This is a genomic window from Streptomyces chrestomyceticus JCM 4735 (assembly GCF_003865135.1).
Classification (GTDB): Bacteria; Actinomycetota; Actinomycetes; order Streptomycetales; family Streptomycetaceae; genus Streptomyces; species Streptomyces chrestomyceticus.
Genome location: NZ_BHZC01000001.1, coordinates 5,304,610 through 5,330,236 on the forward strand (window position 1 = coordinate 5,304,610; position 25,627 = coordinate 5,330,236).

The window sequence follows — 25,627 nt, forward strand, 5'->3', positions numbered from 1 at the left end:
GGCTATCGGTGCGATTGGGCTGGGCTTCTCACAAGCCGAGGCACCCTGGCGCGTCAGCGCCCGGTGGCGCGGCGAAGCCGCGTCGGCGTGAGCCGGCCTGGTGTGCGCGTTGCATCGCCGGGGAGTGGCCTGCCGTCCCGCCACCTCCCCGTGAGCCTCACCCCCACGTAAGGCGCCCTCCTGTGTCATCGAAAACTTCCCCCCACCGACCTCGGCTCGCCAAACCGGCCGGAGGGGGCGTGTAGGGGGCCATCCCCGCAGGCAGCCGGGTGTCTGCGTCACCGAAAAAAAGTCACGTCGCGGTGCACGGTGCCGAGGAGTTGGCCCCCTGCGCGCCCCCGCCCCACAACGCACCCCATGCGAGCCGAACGTCAACCCCACACACCCCCGCGCGAAGCGCAAAGCAGCACGCAGTGCAGACCAGGATTGCCAAGCCCCCCACCTGGGCAAGGAGCCCCAGAACCACCCACCCCCGGAAAGACGCGCCGCAGGCGCATTGGCACTCCGCTTGACCGAGTGCTAACCGCGTCATAGTCTCGGCTCTGGCACTCTCCACCGGGGAGTGCCAAACACAGCGACGGGCAGGTCCGGCACCCGCGACGACGGATCCTCCTGGTCGCCACCTCAGACAGTTAACCCCGTGAGATCTCCGAAGGGGGAGGTCGGATCGTGACGACCGCCAGCTCCAAGGTTGCCATCAAGCCGCTCGAGGACCGCATCGTGGTCCAGCCGCTCGACGCCGAGCAGACCACGGCTTCGGGCCTGGTCATTCCCGACACCGCGAAGGAGAAGCCCCAGGAGGGCGCCGTCCTCGCCGTGGGTCCGGGCCGCTTCGAGAACGGCGAGCGCCTGCCGCTCGACGTCCAGGTGGGTGACGTCGTTCTCTACAGCAAGTACGGCGGCACCGAGGTGAAGTACAACGGCGACGAGTACCTCGTCCTCTCGGCGCGCGACGTGCTCGCGATCATCGAGAAGTAATTCACCGAAGATTGCCTTGATCTGCGCCCCTGGTTCCCGCGTCTAAACAACCGGTTTCCCGGGGCGCAGTTCGTTGCAGAGAACGACTAAGGACACGTAACTCATGGCGAAGATCCTGAAGTTCGACGAGGACGCCCGTCGCGCCCTTGAGCGCGGCGTCAACAAGCTTGCCGACACCGTGAAGGTGACGATCGGCCCCAAGGGCCGCAACGTCGTCATCGACAAGAAGTTCGGCGCCCCGACCATCACCAACGACGGCGTGACCATCGCCCGTGAGGTCGAGGTCGACGACCCGTACGAGAACCTCGGCGCGCAGCTCGTGAAGGAGGTGGCGACCAAGACCAACGACATCGCGGGTGACGGCACCACCACCGCCACCGTGCTGGCGCAGGCGCTGGTCCGTGAGGGTCTGCGCAACGTCGCCGCGGGCGCTTCCCCGGCCGCCCTGAAGAAGGGCATCGACGCCGCGGTCAAGGCCGTGTCCGAGGACCTCCTCGCGACCGCCCGCCCGATCGACGAGAAGTCCGACATCGCGGCCGTCGCCGGTCTGTCCGCGCAGGACAAGCAGGTCGGCGAGCTGATCGCCGAGGCGATGGACAAGGTCGGCAAGGACGGTGTCATCACCGTCGAGGAGTCCAACACCTTCGGCCTGGAGCTGGACTTCACCGAGGGCATGGCCTTCGACAAGGGCTACCTCTCGCCGTACATGGTCACCGACCAGGAGCGGATGGAAGCGGTCCTGGAGGACCCGTACATCCTGATCCACCAGGGCAAGATCGCCTCGATCCAGGACCTGCTGCCGCTGCTGGAGAAGGTCATCCAGGCCGGCTCCTCCAAGCCGCTGCTGATCATCGCCGAGGACGTCGAGGGCGAGGCCCTGTCGACCCTGGTCGTCAACAAGATCCGCGGCACCTTCAACGCCGTCGCCGTCAAGGCGCCCGGCTTCGGCGACCGCCGCAAGGCGATGCTCGGCGACATGGCCGCCCTGACCGGCGCGACCGTCATCGCCGAGGAGGTCGGCCTCAAGCTCGACCAGGCCGGCCTGGACGTGCTGGGCACCGCCCGCCGCGTGACCGTCACCAAGGACGACACGACCATCGTGGACGGTGGCGGCAACTCCGCCGACGTCGAGGGCCGCGTCAACCAGATCAAGGCCGAGATCGAGTCGACCGACTCGGACTGGGACCGCGAGAAGCTCCAGGAGCGTCTGGCGAAGCTGGCCGGCGGCGTCTGCGTGATCCGCGTGGGTGCGGCCACCGAGGTCGAGCTCAAGGAGAAGAAGCACCGTCTGGAGGACGCCATCTCCGCGACCCGCGCCGCGGTCGAGGAGGGCATCGTCTCCGGTGGTGGCTCCGCCCTGGTGCACGCCGCCAAGGTGCTGGAGGGCTCCCTCGGCAAGGAGGGCGACGAGGCCACCGGTGTCGCCGTGGTCCGCCGCGCCGCCGTCGAGCCGCTGCGCTGGATCGCCGAGAACGCCGGCCTGGAGGGCTACGTCATCACCTCGAAGGTGGCGGAGCTGGACAAGAACCAGGGCTTCAACGCCGCGACCGGCGAGTACGGCGACCTGGTGAAGGCCGGCGTCATCGACCCGGTCAAGGTCACCCGCTCGGCGCTGGAGAACGCCGCGTCGATCGCCTCGCTGCTGCTCACGACCGAGACCCTGGTCGTCGAGAAGCCGGCCGAGGAGGAGCCCGAGGCCGGTCACGGCCACGGCCACGCCCACTGAGGCAGCTCATCGCCGTTCGAGGCCCGGTCCCCTTTCGAGGGGTCCGGGCCTCGTCCCGTTGACGGGAGTCCCCGCCGTCATCCGGCGGTGCCGTCGGCCAGCGCCGCTCGGACGATGCGGAGGGCCTCGTCGGTGCCGATGCCGGCGCGGGCGATGACGGCGGCGTACTCGGCGGCGGCGCGGCGTGCCCGTTCGCGTCCCTTCTCGCCGGCCGCGGACACGTACGAGCCGGCCGCTCCCCGGGTCTCGATCAGCCCGGCCTCCTCCAGCTCCCGGTAGGCCCGGCCGACGGTGTTGGCGGCCAGGCCGAGGTCCGCGGCCAGGCGGCGGATGGCCGGCAGCCGGGTGCCCACGGCCAGTGTGCGGTCCTGGATCTGCCGGGCAAGCTGGGCGCGGAGCTGCTCGAACGGCGGGACGGGGGAGGCCGGGTCGATGACGATCACGGGTCTCACCGGACGCTCATGACGTTCCGCGCCACCGTGGAGCTCCGTGCGGTCCGCGCGGTGATCAGGGCGAGCACGATGACGCTCAGGAGGACGAAGCCAAGCCAGGCGGCGGTCCACCAGCCGAGCCCGGCACCGAACACCGACACGGTCGGCAGGCACCACACCACACCGGGAGTGGCGACGTCCCGGGCGTCCTCGACCCGCAGGACGACGTCGGCGGTGAGCGAGCCCTCGTCGTCGGCCACGACCGGGCGCACCAGGACGTGGCGCAACTGGACGACCGTCCCGGCCGCGACCCCGCACAGCCCGATGAGCAGGACGAGTGCCGCGTACCGCGCGGTGGGGTCCTGCTTGGTCAGGAAGCCGACAGCCGGCGAGGTCGCGCCCGCGAACGTGGCGACCGCGAACAGGACTCGCGGCCCACCGATCACGGTGCGCCGGCCGAGCCGGACCGGATGGGCCGCCCGTCGCGGCAATGTCGCCGCGGCCCGCCGGTCGGCCTGCCGTACCGGCCGGTCGGTGTCCGGAGTCGTTCCCTTCGGCATGACGCCTTTTTGTACCAACTCTTGCCCCAACACGGTGCGACAAGGCTTGCTACAAGTCAATGCCGAACTGGCCTTGCTGGTCCGCTACTTGGCGTCGCTGTGACCCTCTCGTCCCTCACGCCGACCGCCCCAGTCCTTCCGGTCGTACCGGATCGGCGAACGGCAGCCCCTTCGCGTAGCGCTCCAGTTCGTCCAGAGCCTGATCGGCCATGCGGTGGAGTTCGCCCCCGAGGGAGCCGGCGAGATGCGGGGTGAGCAGGACGTTGGGCAGGTCGTAGAGGGGGGAGTCGGGGGGCGGCAGCTCGGGGTCCGTGACGTCGAGTACGGCGCTGATGCGGCCGGTGACCAGCTCGGGGAGCAGGGCCGTTTCGTCGACGAGGGTGCCGCGGGCGGTATTGATCAGGGTGGCGCCGTCGGGCAGGAGGGCCAGTCGCCGGGCGTCGAGCAGATGGTGGGTGGCGGGCAGTTGGGGAGCGTGGACGGTGACCACGTCGGAGGCGGCGCACAGGTCGTCGAGGGAGGCGAGGGTGACACCCAGGCGGTCGGCTTCGGCCTCGTCCACGTACGGGTCGTGGAGGAGGACCGTCAGGTCGAACGGGCGCAGGAGTTCGATGACGCGGCGGCCGATACGGGAGGCGCCGATGACGCCCACGGTGCGGCGGTGGTTGCCGGCGCCGTCCAGTTCGCGGAGCCAGTCGTGGGGGGCGCGCAGCGCGCGGTAGCGGTGTGCGGAGTGCAGGACGCGTTTGTTGGCGAAGAGGATCGCGGCGAGCGTGTACTCGGCGACGGGCTGCGCGTTGGCGGCGGCCGCCGAGGTGACGGTGATGCCACGGCCCCAACAGGCGGCGGTCACATGGGGTTTGACCGATCCGCCGGCGTGGATGACGGCACGCAGGCTTGGGGCCCGGTCGAGGACGGCGGCGGTCAGCGGGGTCGCTCCCCACGAGGTCAGGAGGACTTCGGCGCCCGCCAGCGCGGTGGCCACGGCCGGGGGCGGGTCGGCCAAGTCGTGGGCCACCAGGCCGGGATCGGTGCGGGCGAGCGCTGTCAGACGGCTGCGGTGGTGGTCGGCGAGGAGGCGGCCGGCGAGGCCGGGTTGCATGGCGAGCAGCAGCGTGGGGCGGGAAAGTGCCTGGTCAGAGGAATTGTCAGTGGTGTGGTGCATGGTGGAAGCGTGCTCCTGGTTCGGGGCGTCACTTGACGCTTCCGGCGGCGAGTCCGGCCTTCCAGTGCCGCTGGAGGGTCACGAAGGCGATGATCAGGGGGAGGACGGCGAGGAGGGAGCCGGTGACGACGAGGGGATAGAAGGACGGCTCGCCGTGCGCGTTGCCGCTCCAGGCGTACAGGCCGAGGCTCACGGGGAAGAGCCGCTGGTCGGAGAGCATCACGAGGGGGAGGAAGAAGTTGTTCCAGATCGCGGTGAACTGGAAGAGGAAGACGGTCACCAGGCCCGGCGCGACCATACGCAGGCCGATGGACCAGAAGACGCGCAGCTCGCCCGCGCCGTCGATACGGGCCGCTTCGAGGGCCTCGTCCGGGACGTAGCCCGCGCTGAAGACCCGCGCCAGATATACGCCGAGCGGGTTGACGAGTACGGGCACCAGCACCGACCAGTAGGTGTTGACCACGCCGGTGCGGCTGGCCAGCAAGTAGAGGGGGAGGGCCAGCGCCGTGGTGGGGACCAGCACGCCGAGCAGGACGAGGCCGAACAGCTTCTCCTTGCCCGGGAACCGGTACTTGTCGAAGGCGTAACCGGCGGCCACGGAGATCAGGGCGCAGAGCGCGGCGCCGACGCCCGCGTAGAGCAGGCTGTTGGCGTACCACCGGAAGTAGACGCCGTCGCCCTCCGAGGCGAGGCGGGAGAGGTTGCCGGCCAGGTCGAAGCCCTCGAAGGACAGGGCGTTCCCGGCCAGCAGGCCGCCCGCGTCCTTGGTGGCGGCGGTGACCAGCCAGACGAGGGGGAAGAGCGTGTAGAGGACGGCGAGGGCGAGGGCCGCGTTGACGGCGGCGGGGGAGAGCCAGCGGCCGCGCGGGCGGCGGTCGGCGGCGCGTACGGACGGGGCGCGGGAGGGGCGTACGGGCGCGGGGGCCGCCGGGCCGGCGACGGTGGTGCGGGGTGACAGCGTCATCAGGGCCTGCCCTTCGGGTGGGCGAGCGGGGGACGGGACGCGTTCGGCAGGCGGCGGCCGGGCCGGGAGGAGCGGCCGGCTAGGGAGGAGCGGCCGGTTCGGGAGGGGCGGCCGGTTCGGACGAGGCGGCCGGAGAGGCGGGTGACGGCGAAGGACAGCAGCGCGGCGGCGAGGGCGAGCAGGACGGACGAGGCGGCCGCGAGGCCGTAGTCGTTGCGGGCGAAGGCGGCGGTGTAGGCGTACATGTTCGGCGTCCAGGAGGAGGTGACGGCGGAGCCGGCGCCCTGGTTGAGGATCAGCGGCTCGGTGAAGAGCTGGAGCGAGCCGATCACGGTGAAGAGGGCCACCATGACGAGGGAGGAGCGGATGAGGGGGATCTTGACGCCGGTCGCGATACGCCAGGCGCCCGCGCCGTCCACCGTCGCGGCCTCGATCACCGAGCGGTCGACGGCCTGGAGGGCGGCGTAGAAGATGACCATGTTGTAGCCGAGCCACTCCCACAGGGCGATGTTGACGACCGAGGGCAGCGCTCCGGAGGGGGACAGGAAGTCGAAGCCGAGGCCGCCGGACTCCATCGCGGCCACGACCGGGCTGAGCTTGGGCGTGTAGAGGTAGACCCAGATCAGGGCGGCGATGATGCCGGGCACGGCGTGCGGCAGGAACAGGGCGAGCTGGAAGAAGCGGCGGGCGCGGGCGAGGGCGGAGTCCAGCAGCAGGGCGAGCGTCAGCGCGCCGGCCAGCAGGAGGGGGAGGTAGAGGGCGCAGTAGCCGAGGAGGACGAGGAAGCCGTCGCGGAAGGCGTGGTCGCCGAGGGCCGCAGCGTAGTTGCCGAGCCCGCTGAAGACCGTGTGCGTACCGCCGAAGCCGAGGCCGGACTGCTGCTCGGTGAAGAGGCTGAGCCAGACCGCGTACCCGACCGGGACGACCATGACCACGGTGAACAGGGCGAAGAAGGGGGTGAGCAGGACGGTGACGGCCCGCGCCTTGGCGTTCACCGGCCCATGACCTTCAGGCCGCGCTTCCTCAGTTCGCGTACCGTCGCGTCGCTTCCGGCGCGTACGGCGGCGGCGAGCGAGCCCGTGCCGCCGCCCCCCGCGCCCGCGGCCTTGCCGAACTCGTCCTTGAGCGTGGTGTTGGTGGTGCTGGTGGCCGGGCCCCAGCCCCACCTCGCGTCGACCGAGGCGGCCGCGGCGTCGAAGAGGGCGTAGACGTCCTGGCCGCCGTAGTAGCGGGTGTCGAACGCGCGCCGGGCGACCGGGCGCAGCGCCGTCGCGGCCGGGTAGGCGCTGGACTCGCCGGAGGCGACCCGGGCCTTGACCGCCTCGGCGGAGGTGGACATCCAGGTCGCGAACCGTACCGCGGCCTCGGTGTGGCGGCTGCTCTTGGTCACGGCGGTCGTGGACCCGCCGAGCATGCCGCTCGCGGGCCTGCCGTCCCAGCTCGGCACGGGTGCCGCGGCCCACTTGCCGCTCTGGTCGGGCAGGGTGCCCTTGAGGACGCCCGCGCCCCAGGAGGCGCCCAGGTAGCCGACGGTGCCGCCGCCCTTGAGGGAGTTGGTCCATCCGGGGCTGAAGGAGACATGGGTGTGGACGAGGTCGTCCTTGAGGAGGCCCTGCCAGTAGTCGGTGACCTTCCTGGTCGCCGGGTCGGTGGTGGTCAGCTTCCAGGAGTCGCCCTCAGTGGCGAACCAGTGGGCGCCGGCCTGCCAGGCCATCGCCTCGAAGGTGGTCGGGTCGTCGGGGAAGAAGGTGCCGATGCGCGCCTTCGGGTCGGCCTTCTTCACGGCGGCGGCAGCGGCGCGGAAGGCGTCCCAGGTCCGGGGCACCTCGATCTTGTGCCGGGTGAAGAAGTCCTTGCGGTAGTAGTAGACCTGCGGCGCGGCGTCGAAGGGGACGGCCCAGTTGCGGCCGCCGAGGGTGGTGAGCTGGACGGCCTGCGGCAGCAGCTTCCGCTTCAGCCCGGGCGTCACGTACGGGGTGATGTCCCGGACGGCGCCCTGGCTGACGAACTCGGGGAGGGTCGGGTACTCGACGCTGACCAGGTCGGGCGCGTTGCCCGCCTTGACCGCGTTGGAAATCTTGGCGTAGCCGCCCGCAGTGCCCGAGGGGATCTCCTCGAACCGTACCTTCGTGTCGCGGTGGGTGGCGTTGAACGCGTCCACGGCCTGTTTCGTGCCCTTGGTCCAGCCCCAGTACGTGAGGGTCACGAGGCCCTCGCTCCCGGCGGCGCCGCTGCCGCCGCCGCAGGCCGTCAGCAGGGTCAGGGCGGTGAGGCCGCCGGCTAGCGCGAGCGTCGTTCTGCTCCAACTGAGGCTCATGGCGCGGCTCCTGAGCATGGGGGAGGGGCGCGGCGCGAAGGTGATGGCCGCGATCCGCGATCCTTGGGCCGGCCTTGAGCGAAGTCAAGAGCGAAAGATTGATTGATCGAAAAAAGAACAGGATGGGGGAGGCGGGTGCGGCGTCCGGGGGCAGGGCAGGGACGGGAGGCCGGGGGCAGGGGGTGGTCAGGCGGAGTCGGTGCCGGGGCCGCGCCCCGGGTCGGCCGAGATCCCGGGGCCTCCCATGGGGCCGCCCTCGGGGGCGGCGGAGGTGGGACCCGCGGAGGCGGGTCCGGGGGCGGAACTGCCAGGACCCGAACCGCCACGGTGCGAACCTCCAAGGCCCGAACCGCCGACGTCCAAAACTCCAGGACCCGAACCGTCGGCGTCCGAGATGCCAGGGCCCGAACCGCCGTCGCCCGAACCGCCAGGACCCGAACCGCCAGCGCCTCGCCCGCCGCCGCCCGAGCCGCCAGCGCCCGAACCTGAACCACCGGCGCCCGACCCGCCGGCCCCCACCCCACCAGCCCCCACCCACACCCCGCCCCCCGCCCCGCAAGAAGCCCGCACCCGCAGCGTCGGCAGCAGCGTGACGTGGCGGCGCGGCGACGGCGCGCCGACGGGATCGGCCGGCTCGCGCAGCCGGTGCACCAGGAGCCCCGCCGCCTGCCGCCCCACCTCCCGCTTGGGCGGCGCCACGGCCGTGAGCGGCGTGTCCGCCAGCGCCGCCACCTCGTCGTCGTACGCGACCAGCGCCAGGTCGCGCGGCACCCGTACGCCCAGTTCGGCGAGCCGCTGCACCATCTGGATCGCGTCCACGTCGTTGTGCACCAGCGCCGCCGTCGCCTCCCCCGAGGCCACCGCCGCCCGCAGCTCCCGTACGGCCCGCTCGAAGCCCGCCGGGTCCAGGTCGGCGGGCACCGACCCGATCACCGGCCGCGGCCGTGGCACGCCGAGGGCCCGCAGCGCCGCGTCGTACCCTTCGCGCACGGCGAGGGCCGTCGGGCTGTCGGCGCGGGCCACCAGCAGGGGCGCCGCGTGCCCCTGCGCGATCAGGTGGCGCAGCGCGAGCAGCACCCCGTGGCCGTGGTCCGAGCACACCTGGTCCAGCCCGGCCAGCGGGCTGTCCGGCGGCACGCTGCGTTCCAACAGCACGACGGGGGCGGGCAGTTCGGCGACCCAGCCGCCGTACTCGGCCGGGTCGTCCGGTCCGCGCCAGCCCGGCGCGACGAGCAGCCCTTCGGCCCCGGCGGACAGCAGTCCCTCGGCGCGTGCCGGGTCCTCCTCGGGCCGGTAGTCGGATATCCGCAGGACGAGCCGGGCCCCGGCGCGCGCCGCGGCCTCGTGGGCGCCGCGGATCACGTCGGCGAAGTAGTACGTGGCCGAGGGCGCCAGTAGACCCAGCACCGGCCCCTCGGCGGCGGGCGCGCGGCCGCCGGCGGCCCGGTCGCGCTGCCGGGGCCAGGACACCGCGCCGTGCACCCGGTCGAGCAGGCCCTTGCCGGTCAGCGCCTCGACGTCGCGCCGTACGGTGACGGGCGAGACGCCGAGCTGGTCGGCCAGTTCGGTGACGCGGGCCGAGCCGCGCTGCCGTACCAAGGACAGCAGACGGTCATGACGTTGCACAGCACGCTCGCGCACGGCGGCAGCCCCCTCGCGGTGTGGTGGACGGGGGCGGGCCGGGACCGCGGCCGGTCCCGGGCCGGCCTCCAGGAGTGAGGACGCACCCTAGTCCAGCGTGATCGAACGGCCCAGTAAACGGTCAACCGATCGGGTGGTCTTGACGTTCGATCGTGGCGAGTTGAGGATTTCTGGGGTCGACGACCGTAAGGGAAGCGCCCATGACCGTGCCCCAGCCCCCGCAGTCCGCTCAGCCCGCCGGCCGGATCGCCGGCGCCCTGCCGCCGGAGGACCGCGAGCGCAGTCCGTACACCGGCTGGACCCGTGCGCACTGGGAAGCCACGGCCGACAGCCTCCTGCAAGCGGTCGTCCCGTTCGCGTCGCCCCGCAACGCTCTCATCAACCTCCCGGGCGCCCGTCCCAGTTGGGCCGGGCCGCGTTCGGACGGTCTCGAAGGGTACGCCCGTACCTTCCTCGCGGCCGCCTTCCGGGTGGCCGGCAGCGGCGGCCAGGATCCGCACGGTTACCTGGCCCGGTACGGCGAAGGGCTCGCCGCCGGCACCGAGCACCCGGTGACCGAGCCGGGGCTGGACGGCAAGGACCCCGACGCCTGGCCGGTCATCCCGGACACCCGGCAGGCCATCGTCGAATCCGCCTCCGTCGCCCTCGGCCTGCGGCTGACCCGCCCCTGGCTGTGGGACACCCTGGACGACAAGGTCCGCACCCGGGCCGTGGACTGGCTGCTGCCCGCCCTCGACCCGCCGCCCATCGACAACAACTGGTGGCTGTTCGGCCTGACCGTCGGCGGTTTCCTCCTCGACGCGGGCGTCGAGACGGAACGCGCGCAGGCGTCCGTCGACCGCGCGCTGGAGCGGATTGACGGCTGGTACCGGGGCGAGGGGTGGTACAGCGACGGCGACAACCAGGCGTTCGACCACTACAACGGCTGGGCGCTGCATTTCTATCCCGTCCTGCACGCCCATCTCTCCGGCGACCGCGCGCTGCTCGACACGTACGGCGAGCGGCTGCGCGCCCACCTGGACGGCTACCGCCGGATGTTCGACGCCAACGGCGCCCCGATGCCGTTCGGCCGCTCGCTCACCTACCGCTTCGCCACCCTCGCCGCGCCCTGGCTCGGCGCGCTCACCGGCCACACCCCGCTCAGCCCCGGCGCCACCCGCCGCCTCGCCTCCGGCACCCTGCGGCACTTCGTCGACCACGGCGCCGTGACGGACCAGGGCCTCCTGCCGCTCGGCTGGTACGGCCCGTACGCCCCCATGCTCCAGGGCTACTCCGGACCCGCCTCCCCGTACTGGGCGTCCAAGGGGCTGCTCGGTCTGCTGCTGCCGGACGGCCACCCCGCCTGGACCGAGCGCGAGGAGCCGCTGCCCGCCGAGACCGAGGACGCCGTCACCACGCTCCGCGCGCCCGGCCTGCTCGTGCAGTCCACGGCGGCCGACGGGCTGGTCAGGCTGCACAACCACGGCAGCTCCTCGGTCTTCGGCCCGGCCGACCCGAACTACGCGCGGTTCGCCTACTCGACGCGTACGGGACCGTCGGCCGCGGAGGAGACCGCGGCGGTCGTGGACACGGCGGCGAACCCCGGCTCCGACACCACCCCCGCCGCGACCCCGGACAACCACTTCGCGCTGCTCGTGGACGGCACGCCCACCGGCCGCGGCCCGGTCGAACCGCTGGGCGGCGGCCCCGGCTGGGCCGCCTCGGCGCACACCCCGCGCCGCGCGGACGGCTCCGAACTCGCCGGTGTACGGGTCGTGTCCGCGACCCTGGCGCACGGCCGCGCCGAGGTCCGCGCCCACCTGGTCACCGGGGCCGCGCCCGGCACGCCCGTACGGCAGACCGGCTACGCCGTCCCGGACGACGGGCCGGCCGCCCAGCTCCACGCCGTACACGGCTTCTCAGGGGACGACGGGCAGCCGCGCACCGTACCGACCGGCAGCACGCCCTTCGGGGAGCGCACCCGCACCGCCTGCCTCGACGGCACGGTGCCGGACGCCCCCGAAGGCGCCCTGTTCGTCTCGATCGCCTCGCTCACCGCCGAGTCCGGCCCGGCCCCGGCCCGCACCCTGGCCGAGGTACGGCTCAGCGGCTCCCACGACCTCCACGTGACCTGGAAGGACGGCACCACCAGCGCTCTGACCCTGACCGCGGACACCGTCACCGCCCCGTAACGGAGGCCCACGGACCATGAGACCCGAGCCGGGCCGGGGACCGCGCGTCACCGCACGCGCGCTCCCCGCCGCTCTCGCCCTGTCCGCCGCGCTCACGCTCGTCACAGCCCCCGGCGCGCGCGCCGCCGACCGCACCTCCGCTTCGGCAGGCCACGTCTTCCACGTCGACTGCGCCGCGCCCGCCGGGGGCGACGGCTCGCGTGACCGCCCCTGGTCCACGCTGGCCCAGGCCAACGCCCAGCCGTACGGCCCCGGCGACCGCCTGCTGTTCCGCCGAGGCAGCACCTGCACCGGCACCCTCGCCCCCAGGGGAGAGGGCTCCGCCACCGCGCCCTTCACCATCGCCGACTACGGGAGCGCCGCCGCCCGTGCCCGACTGGACGGCGCCGGCGCCCACGACACGGTGCTGCTGAGCAACACGCAGCACCTACGTCTCAGCGCGCTGGAAATCGTCAACGCGGCCCGCCCCGGCAGCGAACGCAACGGCGTACGGCTGCGCCTGACCGACTACGGCACCGCCCGCGATATCGCGGTCACCGGGCTGTACGTGCACGACGTACGCGGCGGCGACGCCAAGACCCTCACCGGGTCCAGCGGCATCCACGTCACCGTTGAGGGCACGGCGCGGCCCAGCCGCTACGACGGGCTGGAGATCGCCGGTAACCGCATCGAGGACGTCGACCGGGAGGGCGTGTACTTCAAGTCCACCTGGTCCCGGCGTCCCCTCGTCGGCAACCAGCAGGACCCGCACACCTACCCCGGCGCCTGGACCCCGAGCACCCGGGTCCGCGTCCACCACAACACCCTCAGGTCACTGGCGGGCGACGGCATCAAGCTGGACACCACGGCGGGTGCCGTCGTCGAGCACAACAGGGTGGACGGTTTCCAGCTCCGCTCGCCTTCGGCCAACGCGGGAGTCTGGACGTTCAACACCGACGACACCCTCGTCCAGTTCAACGAGGTCTCCGGCGGCGGCAACACACACGACGGCATGTCCTTCGACGCGGACGGCGCCTCCCGGAACACGGTGTTCCAGTACAACAACAGCCACGACAACAAGGGCGGCTTCCTGTTGCTGTGCCCGTACAGCGGCGCCAAGACCGTCGGCACCACCGTCCGCTACAACGTCAGCCGCTACGACGGCGCGCGGCTGATCCAGAACTGTGCGGGTCCCGTCCTCGACACCCGCATCTACAACAACAGCTTCCTTAACACGGACCGCATCCCTGCCTACCTGGTCCAGGACGACACCCCGTCCCCCACCACCACCGACCACGAGCTGACCGTCCGCAACAACATCTTCGTCAGCCGTGGACAGGGCGGCTACGCCCTCAAGAACCCCACACCCGGCCTGCGCTTCGACCACAACGTCTTCCACGGCCTGCCACCGGCGCACCTACCCGCCAACCCCGGCGGCACCACGGCCGACCCCGGACTGCGCGACGACTTCCGCCTCACCGCCGGGTCACCTGCCCACGCCGCCGGGCAGCACGTGGCGGACAACGGCGGCCGCGACTACTTCGGCACACCGCTGCCCGCCGGAGCCCCCACCATCGGCGCTTACGAGGGCCCCGGCGTCCACTGACGACTCCGGGACGGTACGGGCGGTGCGCGTCTCACCTAAGGCGCGCACCACCCACGGCCCTTACCGCTTCGCGACACGGCCCGTACCGCACCGCGTCACTTGGGCCCGTACTTGCGTCCCGTCTTCGACGTGATCCCGCCGAGCATGTTGCGCGGCGCCAGCTTCGCCACGCCCATCAGCGCCTTGTAGCGCGGGTCCGGGATCGACAGCGACTTGCCGCGCGCCAGGTCCTTCATCGCGGCGTCCACCAGTTTGTCGGGGTCCAGCCACATCCAGTCGGGGATGTTGTCCGTACCCATTCCGGCCCGCTCGTGGAACTCGGTCCGTACGAACCCCGGGCACAGCGCCATCAGCCGTACGTTGCTGCCCGCCAGGTCACGGGCGGCGCCCTGGGTGAACTGCACGACCCACGCCTTGCTCGCCCCGTACGTGCCGCGCGGCACGAACGCGGCCACCGAGGCCACGTTGACGACCCCGCCCCGGCGCCGGTCGCGCATCCCCTTCAGCGCCTCCGACGTCAGCCGCAGCACCGCCTCGCAGTGCACCTTGAGCATCTTCAGCTCGTCGGCCATCGGCACGTCCAGGAATTCGCCCTTGTTGCCGAAGCCCGCGTTGTTGACCAGCAGGTCCACCGGATGGGTGCGGTCGCCCAGCCGCTTCTCGACCGCGGCGATGCCGTCCTCCGTCGCCAGGTCCGCGACCAGCACGGACACCTCGACGCCGTGCCGGTCGTGCAGCTCGGTGGCCTGCTCGCGCAGCCGCTTCTCGTTGCGCGCCACGAGCACCAGGTTGTGGCCGTCGCCCGCCAGCCGGCGGGCGAAAGCGGCGCCGATGCCCGCCGTCGCTCCCGTAATCAATGCAGTCGTCATACGGGCACGCTATCCGCATCCGCGCACGCCACTCGCCCCGGCCGGTGTCCGTCGGCCGGGGTACGGGCGCCCTGTTCGGCCGGGTTCAAGCCTCTTGCGTACGGATGTACTTGAGCGCCGATTCGCGCAGCTCGGGGTGGAGTGCCGCGCCCGCCTCCAGGAGCCGCGGCAGCACCTCGCGCCCGGTGGTCATGCCGCGGAAGGCGAGGGCGATCGTCACGTCGTGGTCCGGGCGGTGCTCGACGGTGATCGGGTCCCCGGCCCGGATCTCGCCCGGCTCCAGGACCCGCAGATACGCGCCGGGCACCTCGGCCCGCGTGAAGCGCTTGATCCAGCCCGGCTCGCCCAGCCGGCCCTGGAAGGTCATGCAGGGGATGCGCGCGGAGGTCACCTCCAGCAGCAGCCGAGGGCCGACGCGCCAGCGCTCGCCGATCCGCGCGTGCGTCACGTCCAGGCCGCTGGTGGTGAGGTTCTCCCCGAACGTCCCGGAGGGCAGCGGGCGGCCCAGTTCCCTCTCCCAGACGTCCAGATCCTCGCGGGCATACGCGTACACCGCCTGATCGTTGCCGCCGTGGTGCTGAAGATTGACCACCGCGTCCCCGGCCAGACCGCTCCCGGCGACGCCCTTGGGGCCGGGCGCGGAGACCGCCACCGGTCCGTCGACGGGCCGCTTCCCGATGCCCGTACTGCCCGTGGCACCGGGGTACTCCATGGGCCCCGGCCGCCCCACGTTCACAGACAGAAGCTTCATGGCGGCACGCTACGGGCGCCGGGCCAAAGCCGCGAGTCATTATTTCCCGCTCGCCCCAAGGTCCGCTTATGCTCGAAGCATGATCGAGGCCCGTCATCTCCGTGTGCTGCGCGCTGTCGCCCGGACCGGTTCCTTCTCCGCCGCCGCCCGCGAGCTGGGCTGCACCCAGCCCGCCGTCAGCCAGCAGATGAAGGCCCTCGAACAGTCCGCCGGCACCCCGCTGCTGATCCGTACGGGCCGCGAGATGCGGCTGACGCAGGCGGGCGAGGCGCTGGTACGCCACGCCACCGGCATCCTGGCCGGGCTGACCGCCGCCGAGGAGGAGGTCGCCGCCATCGCCGGGCTGCGGGCCGGGCGGGTACGGCTGGTCTCCTTCCCCTCCGGCAGCTCGACGCTGGTGCCCACCGCCCTGGCCGCCATGCGCGCCGACCACCCCGGCACCCGGGTCTCCCTGGTCGAGGCCGAGCCGCCGCGCTCGGTCGAGATGCTGCGCAACGGCGACTGCGAGATCACGCTGGCCTTCCGGTACCCGGAGGTGCGCGGCGCGGACCCCGCCGCCGAGGCGGAGTGGGACGACCTGGTCGTCCGGCCGGTCCTGGTCGACCGGCTGGTGGGCCTGGTCCCGGAGACGCACCGGCTGGCCGGCGCCGGGACGGCGGGCTACGCCGACCTGGCCGGCGAGCCGTGGATCGCGGGCTGCCCGCGCTGCCGGCGGCACCTGGTCGAGGTCTGCGAGGGGGCGGGGTTCACCCCGCGCATCGACTTCGCGACGGACGACTACCCGGCGGTGATCGGCCTGGTGGGCGCGGGTCTGGGCGTCGCCGTACTGCCGGAGCTGGCGCTGGAGTCGGTACGGCACAAGGGGGTCCGTACGGTCACGATGGAGCCGTGCGTGCAGCGCGAGGTGGTGGCGCTCACCCTGCCGGACCTCGCACAGGTCCCGGCGGTCGAGGCGATGCTCGGGCGGCTCGCGGGGGCGGTCGGCCGCTGAGGCGGCGGGGCGGGGCGGGCGCCGAGGCGTCCGGCCTGGATCGGACGCGGGCCCGGACACCGGCCCGTAGGCGTCGGTCGGCGCGCGGCGGGGACCTGGCCTGACTGCGCCGATCGGGTGAAGTTTCCGAGGAAACGTTTCTTCGGTCCGGGCTCTCAGCCGTTCCGGGCGCCGGGGTGCCCCACCGCCGCCGTCGCCGGCACCAGCCGGTGCCGCGCCCGGCCCATCAGCTCTTCGCGCTCGTCCTCCGTCAGCCCGCCCCACACCCCGTACGGCTCGCGGACCGCGAGGGCGTGCGCCGCGCACTGGGCACGTACCGGGCAGCGCATGCACACCTCTTTCGCGGAGGTCTCCCGCGCGCTGCGCGCGGCACCGCGTTCGCCCTCGGGATGGAAGAAGAGGGAACTGTCCACGCCACGGCACGCGGCGAGAAGCTGCCAGTCCCAGAGATCTGCGTTCGGGCCCGGAAGGCGCGAGAAATCTGCCATTGCTAGTCCCCTCGAAGCGATACCGGTTCGGCCTCGGTGCTCACGACCGTACATCTACTGTCTAAGTAGATGTAAATATGACTCATTGCGAATCTAGCCACAGACACCGTGAAAATGGAAGAAAAGCCACCAAATAGGGCATGTAGCCATGAAGAGGGGCGATACTCGACCGCGCATCTTCTGCGTGTCCGGGCCCTCACGTAGAGTGCCGAAGGCGGCTGTCCAACCCGTAACTCTTTCGAGTGACCGTCGTTGGAAGGGCGGAAGCGGTTGGCGGAGGTAGGTCTCGGGCAGATGTCCGAGGCGGTCGATCGCTCAGGTGACGATACGTACCAGCCTGGAGGCTCAAGGTGACGCGCATCAGCTGCGGAGGGCGGTCATGACATCCGTCCTCGTCTGTGACGACTCCCCGCTTGCCCGAGAGGCGCTCCGCCGCGCGGTCGCGACCGTGCCCGGTGTAGAGCGTGTGACGACGGCGGCCAACGGCGAGGAAGTCCTCCGCCGCTGGGGCGCCGATCGCTCGGACCTGATTCTGATGGACGTGCGGATGCCCGGACTGGGCGGGGTCGAGACGGTTCGCCGGCTGCTCTCCGCCGACCCCGGGGCCCGCATCATCATGCTCACGGTCGCCGAGGATCTGGACGGGGTCGCCTTGGCGGTCGCCGCCGGCGCCCGCGGCTATCTGCACAAGGACGCCTCCCGCGCCGAGCTGCGCGCGACGGTCACCCAGGCGCTCGCCGACCCCACCTGGCGGCTCGCGCCGCGCAGGCTGCGGTCGGCCGAGATGGGGGCCGCGCCGACGCTCACCGCGCGGGAGATCCAGGTGCTGGAGGGCATGAGCCACGGCCGCTCCAACGCGGAGATCGGACGTGAGCTGTTCCTCTCCGAGGACACCGTCAAAACCCATGCCCGGCGGCTGTTCAAAAAGCTCGGCGCCTCCGACCGGGCCCACGCGGTCGCGCTCGGATTCCGCTGGGGTCTGGTCCGCTAGGACGGCCGTGACGTGCAGCGATGCGGGGGAATGAGGGTCCCCGCCCGCCGCGTGGCGGGCGGGGTGGCAGCAGGTCCCGCAGGCGCCGCTCCGGGAGCGCCGTCCCGGTTCGGCGCGCGGTGCCGCATCCTTGAGGTATGGAGTTCCTCGGGGACGGGCCGATCCGGTGCGAGGGGAGGGCGCGGGAGATGACAGCCGGCGCACCTGCCGCGCATAACGCTTCGGTGCACAAGTACGGACCTGATGCCGCGGATCGCGCCGCGCCAAGGCACCATGGACCGATGCGCGATGACGGGATTCAGGAGATCGGCGATCTCGTCGCACGCGCCGTGGAAGGGGATCGCCGGGCCACCCACGACCTGCTGGCCCATGTGCACCCCCTCGCCCTGCGCTACTGCCGTACCCGGCTGTCCCGGCTGCCGGGGGACGCGCGGCACTTCGTGGAGGACCTGGCGCAGGAGGTCTGCGTCGCGGTGCTCTGCGCGCTGCCGCGCTACCGGGACACCGGAAAGCCCTTCGAGGCGTTCGTCTTCGCCATCGCCGCCCACAAGGTCGCCGACCTGCAGCGGGCCGCGATGCGCGGCCCCGGCAGCACGGCCGTGCCGTCCAACGAGATGCCCGAGCAGCCGGACGACTCGCTGGGCCCCGAGGAGCGGGCGCTGCTCAGCAGCGACGCCGAGTGGGCCAAGAAGCTGCTGGCCAACCTGCCGGAGAACCAGCGTGAGCTGGTGCTGCTGCGGGTCGCGGTCGGGCTGACGGCCGAGGAGACCGGGCAGATGCTGGGGATGTCGCCGGGCGCGGTACGGGTGGCGCAGCACCGGGCGCTGAGCCGGCTGCGGGCGCTGGCCGAGCAGTAGCCGGACCGGCGGGGCGCGGCGCGTTCCGGCGACGGTCCGGTGCGCGGTGGAGAGCTGTCCGGCGCCCGGCCCGGAGCGGCGTTCCGGGCCCCGGCGGAGGTCGGGGCGGCCGGACGCCGCGGGGGAACGTACAGTCGAAGAAACATGCAGCCGTAGGAACGTACGTCGGTGCTGCGGTCAATTCATAGGAACGTACAAGTGATGCGCTCCTCACCGGCTGTGGAATGAGACGCCTGTGGTGGCCGTTAGCATGGGTGTCCGCGCTGAGGCAAGACCATTTGGGAAGGTGTCATGACTGACAACGTCGACGGAATGCCCGCCAAATTCGCGATGCTCGGTCTGACATATGACGACGTGCTGTTGCTGCCCGGCGCCTCCGAGGTGCTGCCGAACGCGGTCGACACGGCGTCCCGGGTCTCGCGCAACGTGAAGGTCAACATCCCGCTGCTGTCCGCCGCGATGGACAAGGTCACCGAGGCGCGGATGGCGATCGCCATGGCGCGGCAGGGCGGCGCGGGCGTGCTGCACCGCAACCTCTCCATCGAGGACCAGGCCAACCAGGTCGACCTGGTCAAGCGCTCCGAGTCCGGCATGGTCACCGACCCGATCACGGTCCGCCCGGACGCCACCCTCGTCGAGGCGGACGCGCTCTGTGCGAAGTTCCGCATCAGCGGTGTGCCGGTGACCGACGCCGCGGGCAAGCTGCTGGGCATCGTCACCAACCGCGACATGGCCTTCGAGCTGGACCGCAGCCGCCAGGTGCGCGAGGTCATGACGCCGATGCCGCTGGTCACCGGCAAGGTCGGCATCTCCGGCGAGGACGCCATCGAGTTGCTGCGCCGCCACAAGATCGAGAAGCTGCCGCTGGTCGACGACTCCGGCGTCCTCAAGGGCCTGATCACGGTCAAGGACTTCGTGAAGGCCGAGAAGTACCCGAACGCGGCCAAGGACGCCGAGGGCCGGCTGGTCGTCGGTGCCGCGGTGGGCGTCGGCGACGAGGCGTTCGACCGCGCCCAGGCGCTGGTCGAGGCCGGCGCGGACTTCCTGGTCGTGGACAGCGCGCACGGCCACAGCCGCGGCATCCTCGACATGATCGCCAAGGTGAAGTCCAACGTCCGCGTCGACGTGGTCGGCGGCAACGTCGCCACCCGTGACGGCGCCCAGGCGCTGATCGACGCCGGCGCGGACGGCATCAAGGTCGGCGTCGGCCCCGGCTCCATCTGCACCACCCGCGTCGTCGCCGGCGTCGGCGTGCCGCAGGTCACCGCGATCTACGAGGCCGCGCAGGCCGCGAACGCGGCGGGCGTGCCGCTGATCGGCGACGGCGGCCTGCAGTTCTCCGGCGACATCGCCAAGGCCATCGCGGCCGGTGCCGACACGGTCATGCTGGGCTCGCTGCTGGCCGGCTGCGAGGAGTCGCCGGGCGAGATGGTCTTCATCAACGGCAAGCAGTTCAAGTCGTACCGCGGCATGGGTTCGCTGGGCGCCATGCAGTCCCGCGGCCAGGCGCGTTCCTTCTCCAAGGACCGCTACTTCCAGGACAACGTCCTCTCCGAGGACAAGCTGGTCCCCGAGGGCATCGAGGGCCAGGTCCCCTACCGCGGCCCGCTCGGCTCGGTGGCCCACCAGCTCGTCGGCGGCCTGCGCGCCTCCATGGGCTACGTCGGCTCCGCGAACATCGAGGAGCTGAAGGAGAAGGGCCGCTTCGTCCGCATCACGGCGGCGGGCCTGAAGGAGAGCCACCCGCACGACGTGCAGATGGTGACCGAGGCGCCGAACTACGCGCGGCGGTGAGCCGGTAGGTGTCGTGGACACCTCCCACGTGCTCCTCGAAAACGCAGACTGATCAAGCCCTGATACGTCCCCAGCGTCCCCGGTCGGGGATACTGGGGACGTAATCGTATGGAAGGGCCACACACGTGACTGAGATCGAGATCGGGCGCGGCAAGCGCGGCCGCCGGGCGTACGCCTTCGACGACATCGCCGTCGTACCGAGTCGGCGCACCCGCGACCCGAAGGAGGTCTCGATCGCCTGGCAGATCGATGCCTACCGTTTCGAGCTGCCGTTCCTGGCGGCCCCGATGGACTCGGTCGTCTCGCCGCAGACCGCCATCCGCATCGGTGAGCTGGGCGGCCTGGGCGTCCTGAACCTGGAAGGGCTCTGGACGCGCTACGAGGACCCGGAGCCGCTGCTCGCGGAGATCGCGGAGCTGGACGGCGAGGCCGCCACCAAGCGCCTCCAGGAGATCTACGCCGCGCCGATCAAGGAAGAGCTGATCGGGCAGCGCATCAAGGAGGTGCGCGACTCCGGTGTGGTCACCGCCGCCGCGCTCTCGCCGCAGCGTACGGCCGAGTTCTCCAAGGCCGTGGTGGACGCGGGCGTGGACATCTTCGTGATCCGCGGCACCACCGTCTCGGCCGAGCACGTCTCGTCGGCCGCCGAGCCGCTGAACCTGAAGCAGTTCATCTACGAGCTGGACGTCCCGGTGATCGTCGGCGGCTGCGCCACGTACACCGCGGCCCTGCACCTGATGCGCACCGGCGCGGCGGGCGTGCTGGTCGGCTTCGGCGGCGGCGCCGCGCACACCACCCGTAACGTGCTCGGCATCCAGGTGCCGATGGCGACCGCGGTGGCCGACGTGGCCGCTGCCCGCCGGGACTACATGGACGAGTCCGGCGGCCGGTACGTGCACGTCATCGCCGACGGCGGCGTGGGCTGGTCCGGCGACCTGCCCAAGGCCATCGCCTGCGGCGCGGACGCGGTGATGATGGGCTCGCCGCTGGCGCGCGCCACCGACGCGCCGGGCCGCGGCCACCACTGGGGCATGGAGGCCGTGCACCCGGACGTGCCGCGTGGCAAGCGGATGGACCTGGGCGCGGTCGGCACCACCGAGGAGATCCTGTGCGGTCCCTCGAACACGCCGGACGGTTCGATGAACTTCTTCGGCGCGCTGCGCCGGGCGATGGCGACCACCGGCTACTCCGAGCTGAAGGAGTTCCAGCGGGTCGAGGTGACGGTCGCGCCGTCGCAGCACGACAAGCGCTGAGGCACGGCCACGGACGCCGAAGGGCCCGGACCGCACACCTCGTGCGGTCCGGGCCCTTCGCCGTGCGGGCGGGGCGTCAGGCCCCCAGCTTCTTGGCGACCTGGAAGCCGCCGGCGCCCGCCAGCAGGTAGAAGGCCACGTCGATCAGGCCGAGGTACTCCTTCCACACCGCGTGGACCACGTCGAAGTGGCTGAAGACGGTCTCGGTGAGCGAGGCGTGCGCGAGGTCGGAGGTGATGAGGGCCATGCCGAAGACCTGGCCGAGGTAGAGCCCGAGCAGGCCGAGCACCGCGCCGACGACCGGCAGCGCGGCGTTGCGGCCGCCCACCTTGCCCACGACGGCGCCGATCAGCGCGCCGACGGCGAGCGCCGCGTAGCCGATCGAGGCGCCGTCGACGGCCTTGAGGACCGCGCCGTAGACACCGGCCGCGACCAGCGTGGTGACGACACCGAGCGCGACGGCCAGTCCGGCGTTGCCCTGGCGGGCGGGCGGCGGAGCCGTCGGGGCCGGGAAGCCGCCCGGAGCGGGGAAGCCGCCCGGTGCGGGAGCGCCGTACGGGCCCTGCGGCGGCTGGTGGGGCTGCTGAGGCGCGGGCGGCACGGACTGGCTCATGAAGATTCCCCCGAGGTGGAGACCGTCGCGGCGCTGGGCACGGGACCGGTCGGCATGGACGCGCACACGTTCGATGCGCGGACACAAATTAACAGACAGGTCTGACATGTCCGCTACGAAATTCCGCCCGGGCGCAGAGCCGGTACGCGGCGTCAGAGCCGGTACGCGGCGCCCGTCGGTGTCGCCCCCCGGGTGTCCAGCAGCAACTGGGCCTTCACCGCCAGGCCCTGGAGGTCGTACGTGCGGTGGTGCTGGAGCAGCACGGTGAGGTCGGCCCCGGCGGCCGCTTCGTAGAGGGCGTCGGCGCGCGGGACGGGCCGGTCCTGGACCTGCCACTGGTGGACGTACGGGTCGTGATACGTGATGTGCGCGCCCAACTCCATAAGCCGGGAGGCGACTTCGCGGGCCGGGGAGCCTTCCTCGTCGCCGGTGTCCGGCTTGTACGTGACGCCCAGCAGCAGCACGCGGGCGCCGCGCGCGGACTTGCCGTGCTCGTTGAGCAGGGTCGCGCAGCGCTGTACGACATAGCGCGGCATCCGGCTGTTGACCTCCTGCGCCAGCTCGACCAGACGCAGGGGGTAGCCGAGCGAACGGCCCTTGTAGGAGTAGTAGTTGGGGTCGATGGGGGCGGTATGGCCGCCGACCCCGGGGCCGGGGCGGAACGCCTGGAACCCGAACGGTTTGGTCTCGGCGCAGCGGATGACGTCCCACAGGTCGACGCCGATGTCGTGGCAGAGCACCGCCATCTCGTTCATGAGCGCGATGTTCAGGTGCCGGTAGTTGGTCTCCAGCAGCTTGGCCGTCTCCGCCTCGCGCGGCCCGCGCGCGCGGACGACCTTGTCGGTGAGCCGGGCATAGAACGCGGCCGCGGCCTCCGTGCAGGCCGGGGTCAGACCGCCGATGACCTTGGGGACGGTGCTGTAGCGGTGCGCGCGGTTGCCGGGGTCGTGGCGGGCGGGGGAGCAGGCGAGATGGAAGTCGCGTCCCGCGGTCAGACCGGAGCCCTCTTCCAGGAGGGGGCGCAGGAATTCCTCGGTGGTGCCCGGGTAGACGGTGGACTCCAGGACGACCGTGGTGTGCGGGCGCAACTGCGCCGCCAGTACGCGGGCGGCGTCGGCGACCGCGGTCAGGTCGAGGGCGCCGTCCGCGCCGAGTGGGGTGGGGGCGCAGATGACAGCCGTACGGACCCGGCCGAGCGCGGTGGGGTCGTCGGTGACGCGGAAGCCGGCCGCGAGCAGCCGGCGGGTCTCGGACGCGCTGAGCGGGCTGTGCGCGGTGGTGGCCGGGCGGCCGTCCGGGGGCGCGGCGGTGTCCGGCGCGGCCGCGGCCGGCGGCGGTCCGGGTTCGTAGCCGATGGTGCGGACGCCGGCGAGGGCGGCGGCCTGGGCGAGGGGGAGACCGATATGGCCTAGTCCGATGACGGCGAGGTCTGCGGGCATGGCTGGCTGCCGTCCTTCCCGAGCGGTTCCGGATGAGGCGGTGAAGCATAAGAGCATAAATAGACTAAGCGGACATTTGGCCCAGAATGGGGATTGGCGGATCGGGGGCGGCGGGGTGTTGCCCGGCCCGCCGGAGGGTGGATACGGGCCGGTGGCGCGGCCAAAATCGACGGACGGGGAGTGTGGCCCCGACCACAGCGGGAGGCAGCGGTGAGGACAGCGACACTCGGACCGGCCCAGCGTGCCGAAGCGCTCGCACGGATGGCGGAACGGGAGCTGGACATTTTGGTGGTCGGCGGCGGAGTCGTCGGCGCCGGCACGGCACTGGACGCGGCGACCCGCGGCCTGGACACCGGACTGGTCGAGGCCCGCGACTGGGCATCGGGCACGTCGAGCCGGTCGAGCAAGCTCATCCACGGCGGACTGCGGTACCTGGAGATGCTGGACTTCGCGCTCGTAAGGGAAGCGCTGAAGGAGCGCGGGCTGCTGCTGGAGCGGCTCGCGCCGCACCTGGTCAAGCCGGTTCCGTTCCTCTACCCGCTCACCCACAAGGGCTGGGAACGCTGGTACGCGGGCTCCGGCGTCGCCCTGTACGACGGCATGTCGATCTCCTCCGGGCACGGCCGCGGACTGCCCGTCCACCGGCACCTCTCGCACAAGCGCGCGCTGCGGGTCGCGCCCTGCCTGAAGAAGGACGCCCTGGTCGGCGCGTTGCAGTACTACGACGCCCAGATGGACGACGCCCGCTTCGTGATGAACCTCGTCCGCACCGCGGCCGCTTACGGGGCGGACGCCGCCAACCGGGCCAGGGTGGTCGGCTTCCTGCGCGAGGGCGAACGCGTCGTCGGCGCCCGGGTGCAGGACGTGGAGGCGGGCGGTGAGTACGAGGTACGGGCGCGCCAGATCGTGAACGCGACCGGCGTGTGGACCGACGACACCCAGGCCCTGATCGGCGAGCGCGGCCAGTTCCACGTACGGGCGTCCAAGGGCATCCACCTGGTCGTGCCCAAGGACCGCATCCACTCGACGACCGGGCTGATCCTGCGCACGGAGAAGAGCGTGCTCTTCGTCATCCCGTGGGGACGGCACTGGATCGTCGGCACGACCGACACCGACTGGGACCTGGACAAGGCGCACCCGGCGGCGTCCAGCGCCGACATCGACTACCTGCTGGAGCACGTGAACTCGGTGCTCGCCACCCCGCTCACCCGCGACGACGTCGAGGGCGTCTACGCGGGTCTGCGCCCCCTGCTGGCCGGCGAGTCGGACGCGACCAGCAAGCTGTCGCGCGAGCACACCGTCGCGCACCCGGTGCCGGGCGTCGTCGTGGTCGCGGGCGGCAAGTACACGACGTACCGGGTGATGGCCAAGGACGCGGTGGACGAGGCGGTGCACGGGCTCGACCAGCGGGTCGCCGAGTGCGTCACCGAGGACACGCCGCTCGTCGGCGCCGAGGGCTACAAGGCGCGGTGGAACGCGCGGGCCCACACGGCGGCGCGTACCGGCCTGCACGTGGTGCGCGTCGAGCACCTGCTGAACCGTTACGGCTCCCTGGCCGACGAGGTCTTCGAGCTCATCCTCGCCGACCCGGGCCTCGGCGAGCCGCTCGCCGCCGCCGACGACTACCTGCGCGCCGAGGTCGTCTACGCCTGCACCCACGAGGGCGCCCGCCACCTCGACGACGTCCTCACCCGCCGTACGCGCATCTCCATCGAGACCTTCGACCGGGGCACCCGCAGCGCCCGCGAGTGCGCGGAGCTGATGGCTCCGGTCCTGGGCTGGGACGCGGACCAGGTCGACCGCGAGGTGCAGCACTACGAGAAGCGGGTGGAGGCGGAGCGCGAGTCGCAGCGGCAGCCGGACGACCTGACCGCCGACGCGGCGCGGCTGGGGGCGCCGGACATCGTGCCGCTGTAAAGGTACGGACCTCAGCCGGCCGGTGCTGCCGGGCGGGCCCGACGCGACCGGGCCTGCCCGGCAGAACGCTGTTCCGGGCACCGAAAGCGACCTGAAGGCGACCTGAAGGCGACCTGAAGCGACCCG

General features: G+C 72.1%; 21 protein-coding genes and 1 pseudogene. 10 read left to right on the forward strand and 12 right to left on the reverse strand.

From position 1 onward, the window contains the following. Window positions 1–669 precede the first annotated feature (669 nt). Together groES and groL are read left to right on the forward strand one after the other, a co-directional pair. A complete protein-coding gene (gene groES, locus EJG53_RS22995) occupies window positions 670–978 on the forward strand; it encodes a co-chaperone GroES (protein ID WP_030022440.1) in 309 nt (102 codons plus the stop codon). A 103-nt stretch (window positions 979–1,081) separates the two neighbouring features. Then, window positions 1,082–2,704 (forward strand): chaperonin GroEL, encoded by a 1,623-nt coding sequence (gene groL, locus EJG53_RS23000; RefSeq protein ID WP_031003108.1) that lies wholly within the window; start codon window positions 1,082–1,084, stop codon window positions 2,702–2,704. A 77-nt stretch (window positions 2,705–2,781) separates the two neighbouring features. On the opposite strand, the gene EJG53_RS23005 is transcribed toward groL, so the two are convergent. From EJG53_RS23005 to EJG53_RS23040, 7 genes and pseudogenes are all read right to left on the reverse strand, one after another. After that, window positions 2,782–3,156, reverse strand: a complete 375-nt coding sequence (locus tag EJG53_RS23005; protein WP_218041925.1) for a GntR family transcriptional regulator — start codon at window positions 3,154–3,156, stop codon at window positions 2,782–2,784. Continuing rightward, the gene (locus tag EJG53_RS23010) at window positions 3,153–3,695 is read right to left on the reverse strand and encodes a hypothetical protein (RefSeq protein WP_125046351.1); all 543 of its coding nucleotides are present in this window, start codon (window positions 3,693–3,695) and stop codon (window positions 3,153–3,155) included. Before EJG53_RS23010 ends, EJG53_RS23005 begins: the two co-directional genes overlap by 4 nt. A gap of 115 nt (window positions 3,696–3,810) precedes the next feature. After that, entirely contained in the window at window positions 3,811–4,860 is a 1,050-nt protein-coding gene (locus EJG53_RS23015) for a hydroxyacid dehydrogenase (protein WP_125046352.1), read from the reverse strand. Between the two features lie 28 nt (window positions 4,861–4,888). Beyond that, window positions 4,889–5,824 carry a carbohydrate ABC transporter permease gene (locus tag EJG53_RS23020; RefSeq protein ID WP_125046353.1) on the reverse strand — a complete coding sequence of 312 codons (936 nt, stop codon included), beginning with the start codon at window positions 5,822–5,824 and terminating at the stop codon, window positions 4,889–4,891. Beyond that, window positions 5,824–6,819, reverse strand: coding sequence for a carbohydrate ABC transporter permease (locus EJG53_RS23030; protein ID WP_244955284.1), 996 nt, complete (start codon window positions 6,817–6,819; stop codon window positions 5,824–5,826). The genes EJG53_RS23020 and EJG53_RS23030 overlap by 1 nt, the downstream gene beginning before the upstream one ends. Beyond that, window positions 6,816–8,141: an ABC transporter substrate-binding protein gene (locus EJG53_RS23035; RefSeq protein ID WP_125046354.1), complete on the reverse strand. Its 1,326-nt coding sequence runs from the start codon at window positions 8,139–8,141 to the stop codon at window positions 6,816–6,818. The genes EJG53_RS23030 and EJG53_RS23035 overlap by 4 nt, the downstream gene beginning before the upstream one ends. A 549-nt stretch (window positions 8,142–8,690) precedes the next feature. Beyond that, window positions 8,691–9,782 (reverse strand): annotated as a pseudogene (locus EJG53_RS23040) (LacI family DNA-binding transcriptional regulator); the annotation flags it as partial. 200 nt (window positions 9,783–9,982) lie between these two features. On the opposite strand from EJG53_RS23040, the gene EJG53_RS23045 reads away from it, so the two are divergent. Further along, window positions 9,983–11,953 carry a DUF2264 domain-containing protein gene (locus EJG53_RS23045; RefSeq protein ID WP_125046356.1) on the forward strand — a complete coding sequence of 657 codons (1,971 nt, stop codon included), beginning with the start codon at window positions 9,983–9,985 and terminating at the stop codon, window positions 11,951–11,953. Between the two features lie 16 nt (window positions 11,954–11,969). Beyond that, on the forward strand, window positions 11,970–13,538 hold the full coding sequence (locus tag EJG53_RS23050; RefSeq protein WP_125046357.1) for a right-handed parallel beta-helix repeat-containing protein: 1,569 nt from the start codon (window positions 11,970–11,972) through the stop codon (window positions 13,536–13,538). A 95-nt stretch (window positions 13,539–13,633) separates the two neighbouring features. Here the strand turns inward: EJG53_RS23050 and EJG53_RS23055 are convergent, their stop codons facing one another. Continuing rightward, complete coding sequence (locus EJG53_RS23055) at window positions 13,634–14,407, reverse strand: SDR family NAD(P)-dependent oxidoreductase (protein WP_031005869.1); 774 nt, start codon at window positions 14,405–14,407, stop codon at window positions 13,634–13,636. A gap of 85 nt (window positions 14,408–14,492) precedes the next feature. Then, window positions 14,493–15,158 (reverse strand): MOSC domain-containing protein, encoded by a 666-nt coding sequence (locus EJG53_RS23060; RefSeq protein WP_125046358.1) that lies wholly within the window; start codon window positions 15,156–15,158, stop codon window positions 14,493–14,495. 79 nt (window positions 15,159–15,237) lie between these two features. Between EJG53_RS23060 and EJG53_RS23065 the strand changes: the two genes are divergently transcribed. After that, on the forward strand, window positions 15,238–16,149 hold the full coding sequence (locus EJG53_RS23065; RefSeq protein ID WP_125046359.1) for a LysR family transcriptional regulator: 912 nt from the start codon (window positions 15,238–15,240) through the stop codon (window positions 16,147–16,149). A 155-nt stretch (window positions 16,150–16,304) separates the two neighbouring features. Here EJG53_RS23065 and EJG53_RS23070 read toward each other — a convergent pair whose 3' ends face one another. After that, window positions 16,305–16,637, reverse strand: a complete 333-nt coding sequence (locus EJG53_RS23070; protein ID WP_125046360.1) for a WhiB family transcriptional regulator — start codon at window positions 16,635–16,637, stop codon at window positions 16,305–16,307. A 379-nt stretch (window positions 16,638–17,016) separates the two neighbouring features. On the opposite strand from EJG53_RS23070, the gene EJG53_RS23075 reads away from it, so the two are divergent. The 4 genes from EJG53_RS23075 to EJG53_RS23090 all read left to right on the forward strand — a co-directional run bounded on the left by EJG53_RS23075 (window position 17,017) and on the right by EJG53_RS23090 (window position 21,532). Continuing rightward, entirely contained in the window at window positions 17,017–17,628 is a 612-nt protein-coding gene (locus tag EJG53_RS23075) for a response regulator transcription factor (protein WP_003948568.1), read from the forward strand. 281 nt (window positions 17,629–17,909) lie between these two features. Then, a complete protein-coding gene (locus tag EJG53_RS23080; RefSeq protein WP_003984493.1) occupies window positions 17,910–18,485 on the forward strand; it encodes a sigma-70 family RNA polymerase sigma factor in 576 nt (191 codons plus the stop codon). A 291-nt stretch (window positions 18,486–18,776) separates the two neighbouring features. Further along, a complete protein-coding gene (gene guaB, locus EJG53_RS23085) occupies window positions 18,777–20,279 on the forward strand; it encodes an IMP dehydrogenase (protein ID WP_125046361.1) in 1,503 nt (500 codons plus the stop codon). Between the two features lie 125 nt (window positions 20,280–20,404). Beyond that, a complete protein-coding gene (locus EJG53_RS23090) occupies window positions 20,405–21,532 on the forward strand; it encodes a GuaB3 family IMP dehydrogenase-related protein (protein WP_030675082.1) in 1,128 nt (375 codons plus the stop codon). A gap of 76 nt (window positions 21,533–21,608) precedes the next feature. Here the strand turns inward: EJG53_RS23090 and EJG53_RS23095 are convergent, their stop codons facing one another. Both EJG53_RS23095 and EJG53_RS23100 read right to left on the reverse strand, forming a co-directional pair. Further along, on the reverse strand, window positions 21,609–22,145 hold the full coding sequence (locus tag EJG53_RS23095; RefSeq protein WP_125046362.1) for a hypothetical protein: 537 nt from the start codon (window positions 22,143–22,145) through the stop codon (window positions 21,609–21,611). 152 nt (window positions 22,146–22,297) lie between these two features. Then, a complete protein-coding gene (locus EJG53_RS23100; protein WP_125046363.1) occupies window positions 22,298–23,584 on the reverse strand; it encodes a nucleotide sugar dehydrogenase in 1,287 nt (428 codons plus the stop codon). A 210-nt stretch (window positions 23,585–23,794) separates the two neighbouring features. Here EJG53_RS23100 and EJG53_RS23105 point away from each other — a divergent pair, with 210 nt between their 5' ends. Beyond that, on the forward strand, window positions 23,795–25,501 hold the full coding sequence (locus EJG53_RS23105; protein ID WP_125046364.1) for a glycerol-3-phosphate dehydrogenase/oxidase: 1,707 nt from the start codon (window positions 23,795–23,797) through the stop codon (window positions 25,499–25,501). Window positions 25,502–25,627 lie beyond the last annotated feature (126 nt).

Excerpts from the sequence above, each read along its gene's own strand:
- EJG53_RS23045 (WP_125046356.1), top strand. The coding sequence starts at position 9,983 with ATGACCGTGCCCCAGCCCCCGCAGTCCGCTCAGCCCGCCGGCCGGATC.
- EJG53_RS23065 (WP_125046359.1), top strand. The coding sequence starts at position 15,238 with ATGATCGAGGCCCGTCATCTCCGTGTGCTGCGCGCTGTCGCCCGGACC.
- EJG53_RS23050 (WP_125046357.1), top strand. The coding sequence starts at position 11,970 with ATGAGACCCGAGCCGGGCCGGGGACCGCGCGTCACCGCACGCGCGCTC.
- groL (WP_031003108.1), top strand. The coding sequence starts at position 1,082 with ATGGCGAAGATCCTGAAGTTCGACGAGGACGCCCGTCGCGCCCTTGAG.
- EJG53_RS23020 (WP_125046353.1), bottom strand. The coding sequence starts at position 5,824 with ATGACGCTGTCACCCCGCACCACCGTCGCCGGCCCGGCGGCCCCCGCG.
- EJG53_RS23070 (WP_125046360.1), bottom strand. The coding sequence starts at position 16,637 with ATGGCAGATTTCTCGCGCCTTCCGGGCCCGAACGCAGATCTCTGGGAC.
- EJG53_RS23100 (WP_125046363.1), bottom strand. The coding sequence starts at position 23,584 with ATGCCCGCAGACCTCGCCGTCATCGGACTAGGCCATATCGGTCTCCCC.
- guaB (WP_125046361.1), top strand. The coding sequence starts at position 18,777 with ATGACTGACAACGTCGACGGAATGCCCGCCAAATTCGCGATGCTCGGT.
- EJG53_RS23035 (WP_125046354.1), bottom strand. The coding sequence starts at position 8,141 with ATGAGCCTCAGTTGGAGCAGAACGACGCTCGCGCTAGCCGGCGGCCTC.
- EJG53_RS23010 (WP_125046351.1), bottom strand. The coding sequence starts at position 3,695 with ATGCCGAAGGGAACGACTCCGGACACCGACCGGCCGGTACGGCAGGCC.
- EJG53_RS23075 (WP_003948568.1), top strand. The coding sequence starts at position 17,017 with ATGACATCCGTCCTCGTCTGTGACGACTCCCCGCTTGCCCGAGAGGCG.
- EJG53_RS23060 (WP_125046358.1), bottom strand. The coding sequence starts at position 15,158 with ATGAAGCTTCTGTCTGTGAACGTGGGGCGGCCGGGGCCCATGGAGTAC.
- EJG53_RS23015 (WP_125046352.1), bottom strand. The coding sequence starts at position 4,860 with ATGCACCACACCACTGACAATTCCTCTGACCAGGCACTTTCCCGCCCC.
- EJG53_RS23095 (WP_125046362.1), bottom strand. The coding sequence starts at position 22,145 with ATGAGCCAGTCCGTGCCGCCCGCGCCTCAGCAGCCCCACCAGCCGCCG.
- EJG53_RS23055 (WP_031005869.1), bottom strand. The coding sequence starts at position 14,407 with ATGACGACTGCATTGATTACGGGAGCGACGGCGGGCATCGGCGCCGCT.
- EJG53_RS23080 (WP_003984493.1), top strand. The coding sequence starts at position 17,910 with ATGCGCGATGACGGGATTCAGGAGATCGGCGATCTCGTCGCACGCGCC.